A 12,651-nucleotide genomic window follows, 5' to 3' on the forward strand; every position below is an offset into this window, starting at 1 on the left:
CGAGAACCGCTGTACGGGTCGAGAAGTCGTGACCGTGACGCGCTTACGCGTCGTCGGTTTCGGTCTCGGTGTCGGCGTCGACCTGACCGCCGTCGGCCGCGAGTTCCTCCTCACCGCCGTCGGCGATGGCCGTTTCGAGCTTGCGCTCGTACCACTGCCACTCCGAGGTCTTGAGGCCGTAGTCGTCGAGGTTCCACGGGTCGCCGTCCTCGACCTTGGGCCCTTCGAGCCAGGAGTCGACGAAGTTCCACACCCAGATGAGCTGGCCGACGAAGATGATGAGCGCGCCGACGGTGGCGACCTGGTGGAGCGTGGCGAACTCGGGCAGGTAGGTCGCGTAGCGCCGGGGCATGCCGCCGTATCCCAGGAGAATCATCGCGAGGAACGTGACGTTCGTCCCGATCATCGAGAGCCAGAAGTGCGCCTTGCCGAGCGTCTTCTGGTACATCCGGCCGGTGTAGAGCGGGAACCAGTAGTACAGCCCCGCGAAGCCGGCGAAGGCGATGGCACCCATGACGATGTAGTGGAAGTGCCCGACGACGTAGTACGTGTCGTGGAGCACGAGGTCGACGGGGATCGAGGCGAGGAAGACGCCCGTGACGCCGCCGATGATGAAGTTAGAGACGAAGCCGATACAGAACAGCATCGGCGTCGTCAATCTGATCTTGCCGTTCCACATCGTCGTGATCCAGTTGAACGTCTTCACCGCGGAGGGTATCGCAATCGCCAGTGAGACCGCCATGAACGACGCTCTCAGTCTGGGGTCGATGCCCGTCGCGAACATGTGGTGCGCCCACACCCCGAAGGAAAGCACGCCGATGGCGAGCGTGGAGTAGACGACGAACTTGAAGCCGAAGAGGCGACGCCCCGCGAAGCGCGGGAGGACGTACGAGACGATGCCCATCGGCGGGAGCACGAGGATGTACACCTCGGGGTGGCCGAAGAACCAGAAGAGGTGCTGCCAGAGGATGTAGCCGCCGTCGACCGAGAAGAACGTCGTGCCGAAGTTGCGGTCCATGAGCAGCATGATGATGGCGCTGCCCAGGAGGGGGAACGCGAAGAGGATGAGCCCCGACTGGGTGAGGATGGTCCACGAGAAGATGTCGAGGTTCGCCCAGGTGACCTCCTCGGCGCGCTCGGTGAAGATGGTCGCGATGAAGTTGATGGCACCCATCGTCGCCGAGACGCCCGAGAGGTGCAGACCGAGAAGCATCAGGTCGACGCCGGCGTTCGCCTGATTGCCCGAGCCGACGCCCGAGGAGAGCGGCGTGTACATCGTCCACGCCGTCTGGGCGGGGATGAGGTCGGGGATGGGGAAGAAGCCGGCCCAGATGAGCAGCGCGGCCGGGGGAGGAGCCAGAAGGCGATGGCGTTGATGCGCGGGAACGCCATGTCGTCCGCGCCGATGATGAGCGGGACGAGGTAGTTCGCGAAGGCCGCGATGATGGGCGTCCCGAACAGGAACAGCATCGTGATGCCGTGGCTCGTCAACAGCGAGTTGTAGAACGTGTTCGAGAGCAGCGTCATGCCGGGGTCGGCGAGTTCGACCCGCATCAGCGTGACCATCAGCCCGCCGACCACGAACGCGACGACGGCGTACGCGCCGTAGAGCATCCCGATGTCCTTGTGGTCCACGGTGGTGAGCCAGCGGATGAGCCCCGCGGGCTTCTCGCTCGACACGTAGGAGCCCTCGCCGCCGTAGCCACCGCCGGCCAGCGGTGTGTACGTGCGCCAGTTCTCGACCCGTGCGAGCCAGACGGCGACGCCGACGAGGAACACCCCCATGAGAACCGTCAACGCTAGCTGTCCACTCATCCCCGAACCGCCGGACGACGATTGGAGAAGAGCCGACGCCAGCTGTCCGTTAACGTCCATACGTGTGGCTGAGGATTGGAGGGTAATGAAAGGTTCGGGATGCACGCCGTAGGGTGGTCTCCCGCCCGCGGAGCCCGTCGTGTCGTTCCGGACGCTCGACCCCGCTCTGTGCCGTTACGAGGCGGAGACGTCGTCTCGGTATCGGCTGCATCGGGGCGGAATCGTCTCCACCGGGGAGAGCGACGCGGACGCGTCGAGGAGGGTTCGGGTTACGACTCGGTCTCGGACTGCTCGTCGCCGGCTTCGAGCTGCGGTTCGTCGCCCTCCGCCTCGGCTTCGAGGTCGTGGAGGGGCTTCGCGCCCGACACGGTCGCCTGCCCCGGCAGGTAGACGGTGTAGTTCTTCTCGGCCCCCGAGATGGCCTTCCCGGAGATGTACGTCAGGATGGCAAGCAGGATGAACGGGGCGATGAGCAGACCGAACTGGATGCCGGTCGCGAGCGTCTCGACGCCGAACGGGTTGAACACGATGAACGCGACGATGAAGAAGAAGATGATGAACAGCGGGATGATGTTCACCACCAGGTCGAGTATCGTATCCCGGTCGAAGATTTCGTTCGTCTCGTTCGCCATACTCTCGGGTGAGGACCCCCGCTCAAATAGGTTGTCGATTCTCGCTCACCGGTCGGCGCGCGGTGCGGGGGGCGAACTCAGACCGCCGGGGCGTCGTCGTGGACGAACAGTTCGCCGGCGACGGCCCCGAGTACTAGAAGAGCGCCGGTGACGATGATGGCGTACCCCCGTGTGACGAGGCGCAGGTCGGTGAAGACGAACGCCACGCCGACGACGAGGAGGACGGCAGCGAGCACGCCGAGCGCTCGCCACGGAGATTCGACGTAGCCCGCCTCCTGGAGGAGGCCCGAGACGCTGCCACAGAAGAGGACGAGCCCGCCGACCGAGAGGGGAAAGAGGTCGAAGAGAATACCGAGTTCGGCGATGGGAATCCCCAGCGCGATGAAGATCGGCCACGGGCTGGCCATCCGGTACTGTTCTGAGAGCCCCGGTTGCTCGTCCATACCTCGTCTGAGGAGTGGACGGTAAGAAGCGCTTCGGTCCTCGTACGCTGGTGTTCGGTGGGGCCGGTGTGTCATCTCGTGAATGGGTGTCGATTCAGGTACGAGTCGGGTCGATTCAGGTTCGAAGAGTCGGCCGGTTACGTGAGAAGACCGTGCAGGGCGCGGGCGCGGTGGACCGCAGCCTCGGTCCTCCCCAGCCGGTTTGCTCGCGGACGGAGCCGCGAGCCGGCCCACCGGAGCGACTGCGTCGCTCCGAGCCATTCGTTCGGCTCCCTCACGAAGACCTCGCGCGCCGTTCGCTCGCGATGCTCGCTCACTTCCGCGCGCCGACTGCTGCAAGAGAGGGCGGTGTCTTCACCGCCCTGACGACCGCGCTGTCCGTGTCAGGACTCGAACACCAACCCGACGATCGTACGTTCACGCACTGATCAGCACTGCCATGCGTGCCCGGAACGTCGCCCATCGAACAGCGTCGTAATGAACAGGTTTTTCGACGGGCGTGACCGACCGTCGGACGATGGGACTGGAGGAGGAGATCGAGGAACTCCGCGAGGAGATCTCGAACACGCCCTACAACAAGTCGACCGAGCAGCACATCGGCCGGCTGAAGGCGAAGCTCGCGGAGAAGAAGGAGAAACTCGAGAACCAATCCTCCGCGGGCGGTGGCCACGGCTACGCCGTCGAGAAGACCGGCGACGCCACCGTGGCGCTCGTCGGCTTCCCCTCCGTCGGCAAATCGACGCTCATCAACGCCCTGACGAACGCCGACAGCGAGGTCGGCGAGTACGAGTTCACCACGCTCAACGTGAATCCGGGGATGTTGAAGTACAACGGTGCAAACATCCAGATCCTCGACGTTCCGGGGCTCATTGAGGGCGCGGCGGGCGGGCGCGGCGGCGGGAAGGAGGTCCTCTCGGTGGTTCGAACGGCCGACCTCGTCGTGTTCATGCTCTCGGTGTTCGAGATAGAGAAGTACGAACGCCTCAGCGAGGAACTGTACTACAACAAGGTCAGACTCGACACCTCTCCGCCGAGCCTCTCGATAAACAAGACCGCCAAAGGGGGAATCAGGGTCACCAAGAGCGACTCGGTTTCGCTCGACGAGGACACCATCAAGGGCGTGCTCCGCGAGCACGGCTTCGTCAACGCAGACGTCACCGTCCGCGGCGACTGTGACATCGACGAACTCATCGACGGCATCATGGACAACCGCGTCTACTTGCCGTCGATGGTCGCGGTGAACAAGGCCGACCTCATCGACCGCGACTACCTCCCCACGGTGGAGGAGAACCTCCGTGAGTGTGGCATCGACCCCGAGGAGGCCGTCTTCATCAGCGCCGAGGAGGAGAAGGGCCTCGACGCGTTGAAACAGAAGATGTGGGACTCTCTGGGGCTCATCCGCGTCTACATGGACAAGCCGGGCCGCGGCGTCGACTACGAGGAACCGCTCGTCCTCAAGAAGGGTGAGAACACCGTCGAGGACGCCCTGCACAACCTGGGTGGGAACTTCGACGAGCGGTTCCGCTTCGCCCGGGTGACGGGGCCGAGCGCCAAACACGACGAACAGCAGGTCGGACGCGGACACGAACTCGCCGACGAGGACGTCATGCGCATCGTCGCGCGGAAGTGACTTTCAGCGCTCACGCTCCCTCTCATCTCACACTCGGCGCTCACACTCTCTCACATCTCACACGCACCGCGGAGCGCTTTTGTCCGGCGACGCCAACTCCCCCACATGTCCGACCGGACCGACCGCGCCTCGTTCGTCGTCCTCTGTCTCCTCTGTGCGCTCCCGTGGTCGGTCCAGACGTTCTCGAACGGCGGGACGACGTTCGTCTTCGCGTGGGGACTGTTCAACACCCAGCCCCCGCATGCGACGTACATCTGGGACTTCTTCTTCCGCTACACGCAGGGGCTGCCGGGCTACATCTACGCGTGGCCGGTCAGCGTCTGTTGCTACGTCGGGGCCGTGGTGAGCGGGTTCTTTGGCCTGGCCTTCGGCCGTGAGGACCCCCGCGTCACGGGTGGGCTGCTGGTCGTCGCGGGTGTGGCCCAACTGTCGCTCGCACGCGGCTTCTCCGTCCAGCCGTACCGAACGGCGTGGCCGCTCGGGACGCTCGCGTTCGTCGTCGTCGCCTGGGGGCTCTACTGGCCCGCGGCGAAGCGGCGGTTCCAGGCCGTGTGGTCGTGAGCGTCACCCCCCGTGTTCGCATCGCTCTGTGGCCGGTCCGTCGAGGTGTCGATTCGCAAGCACGGACGGTATGTCTCTCACCCCGTAACGGCGAGACATGAGCGAATCCGCAGCAACTGACGAGACGACACCGATCGAACAGGGGACCGTCGTGTTCGACCACGAAGAGCACGTCCTGGGCGTCGTCACCGGGATGACGGCCGAGGGGTTCGAGGTCGCCATCGACGTCGACGTCGACACCGGCGACATCGACGACGAGGGTCGCGTCGACGTCGACAGCCTCGACACGGAGTCACAGCGAGTCGACGCCGCCGAGAGCGACCTCGACTCGTCCGAACAGGAACACGAACCGGGCCACGAGTTCGGCGAGGGCTACCTCATGTGGCGCTGCGAGGAGTGTGGGGAGATGGGTGAACTCGACGACGGACTACCGACCGAGTGCCCCGACTGTGGCTCCGAAGAGGTCTACAAGTGGCGGGAGGACTGAGCGATGAGTGACGGACCGTCCGTCCGGCCCTTCGAGCCACGGGATACAGAACGGGTCGTGGAGGTCGCCGAGAGTTCCATGACCGCGTCGTACGCGCTGAGCCCCAACGACATCGAGATAATCCACGACGAGGAGTTCGCGGGCGACACGCTCCGCGCGCGCTCGGAGGACCCGGACGCCGACATCGCCGTCGGTGAGGTCGACGGCGTCGTCGCGGGCTTCGTCGAAACGAGCGTCGAGAACGAGTACGGCGTCGTTCGCTGGCTCCACGTCGACCCAGAGCGCCGGGGCCGCGGCGTCGGAACCACGCTCTTCGAGCACGCTGTCGAGGAACTCGAAGACCGGTGCGACGAGGTGCGGGCGATCGTCCTCTCGTCGAACACGTCCCCGGGGCGTTCTTCGAGCGGTTCGATTTCCGGCAGGTCGACGAGCGGACGGTCGACATCGGCGGCCGAGAGACCGTCCAGTACGAGTACGCCGAGCGCACCGCGACCGAGTCGGAGTCGGAGGCGGGAGCGACGGGGGCCGCAGAGGCGGACGACGCGTCCGAGACGGACGACCCGTCGGCGGTCGAGAGCGCGGACCTCCCCGACACGGTGACGGACGAAAACGACGGAACCGTCCACCTCGGTGAGGACCTCCTCCAGGGAACCGAAGGCCCGTTCGTGCTGACGTACGCCGACGAGTCCCGCCAGGAAGCACACGGCTACTACTGCGCGAACTGCGGCGAGACGGCCGTCACGATGGACAGCATGGAACGACTCAAGTGTCAAAACTGCGGCAACACGCACACTCCTGGCGAGGAGTACGACGGGTCGTACCTGTAGCACCCGGAGACGAGGCCGACCGCCACCGCACGGCGCGAACGGCCCGGACAGGGCGGTCTCGCCCAGTGTAAAAAGAGCGGTCTCGTCCGGTACCACACCCTTTTTCGCGCACGCGCACGTGGATTGACACGATGTCCGGAGTACTCGATCACGTCATGATTCGGACGGAGGACCTCGACGCCTCCCTGGAGTGGTACCAGACACACCTCGACTACGAGGAGAAGGACCGCCACGAGGGCGACGGGTTCACCATCGTCTACCTCGGGCCCGAGGAGATGCACGAGGAGGGTGCGATGCTCGAAATCACCGCCAACCACGACGACTCCGACCTCGAGATGGGTGACGCGTGGGGGCACATCGCCGTCCGGGTCCCCGAGGACGAACTCGAGTCCTCCTACCAGCAGTTGATGGACGAGGGCGTCGAGGACTACCGCGACCCCGAGTCCTGTGGCGGCCGCTACGCGTTCGTGAAGGACCCCGACGGCCACGAGGTCGAGATCGTCAAGCGCGACCACGGCGCGAAGTGGAGCATCGACCACACGATGATCCGCGTCGAGGACGCCGACGATGCGCTCGGCTACTGGACCCGGAAGTTCGAGTACGAACACACCGGGCGCTGGGAGTCCGACACCTTCGCCAACTACTTCATGAAGCCCGAGGGGAGTTCAGAAGAGGCGATGGCGGTCGAACTCACCTACAACTACGACGGCCGTTCGTACACGATGGGCGACGCCTGGGGCCACCTCTGCGTCCGCATCGACGACCTCCACGACGACTGGGACCAACTCATGGTGCGCGAGGCACCCGACTACCGCGACCCCGCCGACTGCGACGACATGTACGCGTTCACCAAGGACCAGGACGGCCACGAAATCGAACTCATCGAGCGCGACCCCGACGCCGACTCGCTGTTCCCGTTCTGAGTCCCGCGGGCCGCGTACTCGCTCTCACGGCGCTGCTTTTTCGTCTCCGTTCCCTCCGGCGCTCGACCCCGTGTCCCGCGAGAACACGCCTCACGAGCCGTGTCAACACCGTGATAGTCGTGCAAACGAAGCGTCACTAACGACAAGGACTTTAGTTCGAGACGCACATTTCAGGGCTGTATGCCGGGATTGCTCTCTGACCTGCTCGGGTGGGCCGTCATCTTCCTGTTCACCACGGGCGCGCTGCTGGTCGACCGCGACCGCGACCAGGCGCGCCTCGTGACGACGGCGGCCTGGGGCGGCTTCGCCGTCTTCTGGGCCCAACTCGTCCCCTGGTTCGCCTTCAGCCACAAGAGCTACGTCGAGGGCTTTCTCTCGCTCGCGGCCGTCCCCGCGTGTCTGTACGCCGGCTACCTGGTCTACTCGGGCCGCGACACGCTGTTCGTGCTCTCGCGGGCCGTCGCGGCGATGGGCCTCGTCTACCTCCCGTTCGAGACCATCCCCGCCATCGCCGTCGCCGGGCTATCGCTCCCCGCGCCGCGACAGGTCCTCATCGAGACGGTCGCCGCCCAGACCGGCTTCCTCACCAACCTGCTCGGGTACTCGCCGACGCTCATTCCGGGACCGGAAGGGTACATGAACACCTACCGCTACGTCGAACCGAACGGCCACCGGCTGGAGTACACCGTCGTCCTCGCGTGTACGGGCCTCGGCAGCATGGCCATCTTCGCCGGCCTCATCGCCGCCGTCCGGGCACCCCTCGACAGGAAGCTCCGCGCGTTCGCGATCTCGATCCCCATCATCTACGCGCTCAACCTCGTCCGGGTGACGTTCATCGGCATCGTCTTCGGCAACCAGTACATGCAGTGGTTCGTCGACGAGGTACTGTTCCTCTTCGGGTCCTCGGACCCGTACCGCGTGTCCTTCTTCCTCTCGGACCGCGTCATCTCGCAGGTCGGGGCCGTCTTCGCGCTCGTCGCGGTCATCTACCTCGTGGTCCGAGAGCTTCCCGAACTCCTCACCGTCATCGAGGACGTCCTCTTCATGGTGACCGGCGACGAGTACGACCTCGCCCGCCAACTGGACCTCCCGCGGGTGCCCGACGGCGGCGAGGACGTGGAGTAGTCGCGGTCGGCGTTCTCACAGGTTGATGAGGACGAGCGCGACGATCACCAGCCCGATACCGGCGACCTGTGTGATCGAGAGGGAGTCGCCGAGCGCGATCACACCGATGATCGTCGCCGTCACGAAGTACATCCCACCGATGGTCGAGACGACCGCGGTCGAACCGATGGAGACGCCGATGAACGTCGAGACGACGCCGACCGCGGCGGCGATTCCCGAAACCGTGGCGAACAGGAGTCCCCTGTTCGTCACTGCGAGCGAGGCGTCGGAGAAGAGCGCGTACGCGGTCGTGATGACCGCCGCGGCGACGTAGGAGATCGCGGCGGCGGTCACGGGGTCGATACTGTTCGATGCGACTTCCCCGAACGTGATCCAAAAACCCCACGCGATCATGGTCCCGAAGCCGAAGACGATCGCCGAGTTCACGCCCGGACACCCCACTGGACGGGACGTCTGCTGCTCACGGTCGATCGGCCGGTTCCCGACCGAACCCCGGCCCTTCTGAATCGTGGTTTCATCGGATACGACGTATCCGTCGTCGGCTGTTGAATCCCGGTGCCGACCAGGTCACCCGTTCAAGTACCGAGTGGGCTGTCGGGTCGCTCCCCCCGTCTACGCCAGCAGCGCCTCGACCGCGTCTTCCGGTGCGCCACAGAGCGCCAGCAGCGCGTCGGCTTCGAGATGGTGGAGCGTCCCCGGGAGGACGAGCAGGTGGAGCGGTCCGCCGAACTCCCGCTCGGCGAGCGCGGAGAGTCGGCCGGCGACGACGGTCGGAGCCGGGCTCCCCGCGCGGGCGACCACGACTCCGAGGGCGTCTTCCCACTCCGCCAGCAGCCCTGCGGCGACGTCGCCCGTCATGAACTCGTCTTCGGCGCTCTCCTTGCCCGGTACGTCCCCCACCTTGATGTCGAGGTAGACGAGCGTGTGCAGGCCGCGCTCGCGGTTGGCCTCGATGGACTCGACCACGGACGGTGGCACGCCCTCCCCGCCGTGAGCGTACGGGAACGGGAGCGTGACGGCCTTGCCGAAGCGGTAGTTCTGGAGTCCCGTCAGCCCCGACGCCGCGGACTGGGCGGTCACACCGTGGACGACGCGGGTGTCGATGCCGCGCCCTTCGGCGCGCATCCGCAGGTCGACGTGCGTCGTCGATATCATCGTGTCGCCCGCGGTGAGGAAGACGACGTTCTCCTCCGCGGCCGCGTCGAGCATCTCTTCGGGGTGCTGTTCGACCCCCGCGCGGTCGCGGACCTCGATTTCCTGGCCGTGGTACGCTTCGAGCGCTTCCACCGTGGTGCCGACGAGTCGGCTGGTGTAGAACTCCGCGTAGGCGCGGTCGGCGCGTCGGAGCGCCTCCCGGCCCTCGACGGTGACCGAGCGCTCGTCGTAGAGCCCGAGACCAACGAACGTGAGCATACTCTCCCCTGGCGAGTGGGGCAGTTAAGCGGTGTGGAGTGGCGACGACGGCGCTTGCGGCGTCACCGCGCCGTTCGACTTTCGCTCTCCGGTCAGGTCATATCGGTCGCGGTCCGGTACGAGAGGTAGGACGTGATGTCCATCGTCGAAACCATCCCGATGACGGCTCCGTCGTCGTCGACGACCGGGAGGTGGTGGACGCCCCTACCGATCATCTTGGCGGCCGCGTCGCGAGCGCCGTTGCCCGCGTTCAGCGTGTAGAAGTCCTCGGTCATGTACTCCCCGACGGTCGTCTCCGTCGCCGGGTTGCCGTCCGAGACGGCCCGTGCGAGGTCGGTCGTCGTGAACATTCCCACCGGGTGGTCCGTGTCGTCGACGACGACCAGCGACCCGATTCCCTCCTTGACCAGTGTCTCCGCCGCCCCCGTGATAGTCGTCTCGGGGGTGACCGTGCGGATGTTCGTCGACATCAGCTCTGTGACCGGAGCACCTTCGTCCATACCGCCACGAACGAGTGAGAGCCGCTAATACCTGTCGGGTGGATTATATTTATTCGCGGCCGAGTTGTCTTTAGGTCGTCGTGACTCGTGGCCGGTCGACGCGCTTCGTGGGTGTCGTCTCCATCTCCCGATTCAGCACCGTGGGGAAGCGGCGAGTTGAAGCGTGAGCGGACCTGCGGACGAGCCACTCACTCCTCGTGTGTGCGCTGCGTCGTCGTACAGGGCGAGGCTCACGAACTCGCTCGGGAGCGCGGCGACGCCGTGGTGATAGCCGTCGCTCACGACAGCGTTCCCCGTGGCGCGGTCCTCGGGTGTCTGCTGCGCAGCGAGCCGGGCTCGCACCTGAACCGCAGGCGGTCACCGGCGACGTGACAGTGTCTCGTCGAGACCTCGACGATTTCGCCCGAGTACGTGAACGTTCGACTCGAACGACCGAGCGCTCCATCGGCGGGCCGACCGCCCGACACGGTGATCGGGTAGTCCTCGACGTCGTCCGTGCCGACCGCCGCGGCCGGCACCGAGACGGAGACGTGCGTCTCCCGCTCGTGAACGTACCCCTCGTCGCGAGCGAGGTCGAGGTCGATGTTCGGTTCGTCGTTCGGCGTGATGAGCGTGATGAGCGTGATGAGCGTGATACGGTCGACGTTCATGAGTGGGTGGGGTTGGTCGGCGTCGAGTCGGGCCGGCGTGACGGGAGGGACCGACGTGGGTTCGGCGTCCGATTTGCGTGTCGTCTCATGGATGTGTGTTAACGTGAGGCGTGAACAATATGCTGATTAGAACAAATATTACGCTATGAATGCATCAATCATTATGTATTGTTGTGTATAATCGCAAGGACGAGTGATAGTTATCGGTCGGGTCACCCGATTGCGGGATTCGAACCACGGTCGTTCCGCTCGCTGACGCTCGCTTCACTCCCTGATTCAAATCCCTCCACGCGAGGCTCTTCAGCCTCACTTCGTTCGGCAGAAAGAGCCGGTGGAGGGATTTGAACTCGGAGTTCAAATCCGCAAATAAGAATTTTATAAAAAGAGGACTTTCTCTCAGTATGGACCCAACGAGGAGTCTGGAGATCCTCCGTAGCGAGCGAATTCCGGAGAGTGACCAACTCTCCGAGTCGGACCGGAAGGTACTCCTGGATTTCAGTGACGAAATGTTCCTCCGTAAGAGCGACTACTCCGACCACCGCCACGAGAAACTCCTGCGACACTGCACGATTATCGCCGAGAAGGTCGGTGGACTCGCCGATGCACTCGAGGATCGGGATGCAACCAAAGAGATCGTCCGGTGGGTGAACCGCGAGTACGACAACGAGGAGACCAACCGAGATTACCGCGTCGCCCTCCGCGTCTTCGGGAAGCACGTCACCGACGGCCAAGAACCGCCGGAGAGCATCAGTTGGGTATCGGCCACTACCTCCTCCAGCTACAATCCCGAGCCCGACCCGCGGGATATGCTCCACTGGCAGGAGCACGTACTTCCGATGATCGAGGAGACGCACAACAACCGCGACGCAGCCATGATCGCCGTCGCGTGGGATTCTGGTCTTCGGTCGGGTGAGTTCCGAGAGCTGCAGATTCGGGACGTAACCGATCACCGCCACGGTCTCCGGCTGACTGTCGATGGCAAGCAGGGACAGCGAACCGTGACGCTCATCCCGAGCGTTCCGTACCTGCAGCGGTGGCTCCACGACCACCCGGACAGAGATGACCCGAGCGCGCCGCTCTGGTCGAAGCTCCACTCCGTCGACTCCCTCTCGTTCAACATGTTCAAGAAGGCGCTCGAAGAGTCCGCGGAACGCGCCGAGGTGACCCGGCCGGTCAACCTCACGAACTTCCGGAAATCCTCCGCCTCGTATCTCGCCAGCCAAGGTATGAGTCAGGCACACCTCGAAGAGCACCATGGATGGAAGCGCGGGAGTCAGGTCGCCGCCCGGTATATCGCGGTCTTCGGAGATGCCGCGGAGAACGAACTCGCGCGGATCCACGGAATCGAGGTCGCTGAAGAAGACAAGCCTGACCCGGTCGGACCGGTCGAATGTCCGCGGTGCGGGCGAGACACCCCACGCGAGAAGGAGTTCTGCGTGTGGTGTGAGCAAGCGCTCGAACCCGCTGCAGTCGAACGACTTCGGACCGACGAGCGCCGGGTCCAGCGTGCTATCCTCCGAATCGCTCAGAACGACCCGACCGTCTTGGATGAGATCGAGGAACGCGAAGAGGTGCTCGCGGTCCTGGAGGACAACCCCAACCTGCAGTCCCAGGTTCAGCGATTCATCGACTCGCTCTGAGGTGG

At 64.9% G+C, this 12,651-nt stretch carries 13 protein-coding genes and 2 pseudogenes; 8 read left to right on the forward strand and 7 right to left on the reverse strand.

Going from position 1 to position 12,651, the window contains the following annotated elements:
• Nucleotides 1-43 precede the first annotated feature (43 nt).
• The 3 genes and pseudogenes from ctaD to C2R22_RS05590 all read right to left on the reverse strand — a co-directional run bounded on the left by ctaD (nucleotide 44) and on the right by C2R22_RS05590 (nucleotide 2,890).
• A pseudogene (gene ctaD, locus C2R22_RS05580) lies at nucleotides 44-1,785 on the reverse strand (cytochrome c oxidase subunit I).
• 299 nt (nucleotides 1,786-2,084) lie between these two features.
• Complete coding sequence (locus tag C2R22_RS05585) at nucleotides 2,085-2,447, reverse strand: DUF6684 family protein (protein WP_103424881.1); 363 nt, start codon at nucleotides 2,445-2,447, stop codon at nucleotides 2,085-2,087.
• 77 nt (nucleotides 2,448-2,524) lie between these two features.
• Nucleotides 2,525-2,890, reverse strand: coding sequence for a DUF7541 family protein (locus C2R22_RS05590; protein WP_103424882.1), 366 nt, complete (start codon nucleotides 2,888-2,890; stop codon nucleotides 2,525-2,527).
• A gap of 517 nt (nucleotides 2,891-3,407) precedes the next feature.
• Here C2R22_RS05590 and C2R22_RS05595 point away from each other — a divergent pair.
• The 7 genes and pseudogenes from C2R22_RS05595 (at nucleotide 3,408) to artA (ending at nucleotide 8,443) form a co-directional block, all read left to right on the forward strand.
• The gene (locus C2R22_RS05595; RefSeq protein WP_103424883.1) at nucleotides 3,408-4,520 is read left to right on the forward strand and encodes an OBG GTPase family GTP-binding protein; all 1,113 of its coding nucleotides are present in this window, start codon (nucleotides 3,408-3,410) and stop codon (nucleotides 4,518-4,520) included.
• A 105-nt stretch (nucleotides 4,521-4,625) separates the two neighbouring features.
• Nucleotides 4,626-5,081: a TIGR04206 family protein gene (locus C2R22_RS05600; protein WP_103424884.1), complete on the forward strand. Its 456-nt coding sequence runs from the start codon at nucleotides 4,626-4,628 to the stop codon at nucleotides 5,079-5,081.
• A gap of 97 nt (nucleotides 5,082-5,178) precedes the next feature.
• On the forward strand, nucleotides 5,179-5,568 hold the full coding sequence (locus C2R22_RS05605) for a DUF7130 family rubredoxin-like protein (RefSeq protein WP_103424885.1): 390 nt from the start codon (nucleotides 5,179-5,181) through the stop codon (nucleotides 5,566-5,568).
• Between the two features lie 78 nt (nucleotides 5,569-5,646).
• A pseudogene (locus tag C2R22_RS27370) lies at nucleotides 5,647-5,892 on the forward strand (GNAT family N-acetyltransferase); the annotation flags it as partial.
• A 20-nt stretch (nucleotides 5,893-5,912) separates the two neighbouring features.
• Nucleotides 5,913-6,395, forward strand: coding sequence for a DUF5816 domain-containing protein (locus C2R22_RS26155; RefSeq protein ID WP_245902895.1), 483 nt, complete (start codon nucleotides 5,913-5,915; stop codon nucleotides 6,393-6,395).
• 131 nt (nucleotides 6,396-6,526) lie between these two features.
• On the forward strand, nucleotides 6,527-7,318 hold the full coding sequence (locus C2R22_RS05620; protein ID WP_103424888.1) for a VOC family protein: 792 nt from the start codon (nucleotides 6,527-6,529) through the stop codon (nucleotides 7,316-7,318).
• Nucleotides 7,319-7,498: 180 nt separating this feature from the next.
• Entirely contained in the window at nucleotides 7,499-8,443 is a 945-nt protein-coding gene (gene artA, locus C2R22_RS05625) for an archaeosortase A (protein WP_103424889.1), read from the forward strand.
• A 15-nt stretch (nucleotides 8,444-8,458) separates the two neighbouring features.
• Here the strand turns inward: artA and C2R22_RS05630 are convergent, their stop codons facing one another.
• The 4 genes from C2R22_RS05630 to C2R22_RS05645 form a co-directional block, all read right to left on the reverse strand.
• Nucleotides 8,459-8,869, reverse strand: coding sequence for an EamA family transporter (locus C2R22_RS05630; RefSeq protein ID WP_103424890.1), 411 nt, complete (start codon nucleotides 8,867-8,869; stop codon nucleotides 8,459-8,461).
• 186 nt (nucleotides 8,870-9,055) lie between these two features.
• On the reverse strand, nucleotides 9,056-9,856 hold the full coding sequence (gene dph5 / locus C2R22_RS05635) for a diphthine synthase (RefSeq protein WP_103424891.1): 801 nt from the start codon (nucleotides 9,854-9,856) through the stop codon (nucleotides 9,056-9,058).
• A gap of 92 nt (nucleotides 9,857-9,948) precedes the next feature.
• Nucleotides 9,949-10,356, reverse strand: a complete 408-nt coding sequence (locus C2R22_RS05640) for a CBS domain-containing protein (protein WP_103424892.1) — start codon at nucleotides 10,354-10,356, stop codon at nucleotides 9,949-9,951.
• Between the two features lie 278 nt (nucleotides 10,357-10,634).
• A complete protein-coding gene (locus C2R22_RS05645; RefSeq protein WP_103424893.1) occupies nucleotides 10,635-11,006 on the reverse strand; it encodes a hypothetical protein in 372 nt (123 codons plus the stop codon).
• Nucleotides 11,007-11,347: 341 nt separating this feature from the next.
• Here C2R22_RS05645 and C2R22_RS05650 point away from each other — a divergent pair, with 341 nt between their 5' ends.
• Nucleotides 11,348-12,646 carry a site-specific integrase gene (locus tag C2R22_RS05650; RefSeq protein WP_245902897.1) on the forward strand — a complete coding sequence of 433 codons (1,299 nt, stop codon included), beginning with the start codon at nucleotides 11,348-11,350 and terminating at the stop codon, nucleotides 12,644-12,646.
• Nucleotides 12,647-12,651 lie beyond the last annotated feature (5 nt).

Source organism: Salinigranum rubrum, from assembly GCF_002906575.1.
Lineage (GTDB): Archaea > Halobacteriota > Halobacteria > Halobacteriales > Haloferacaceae > Salinigranum > Salinigranum rubrum.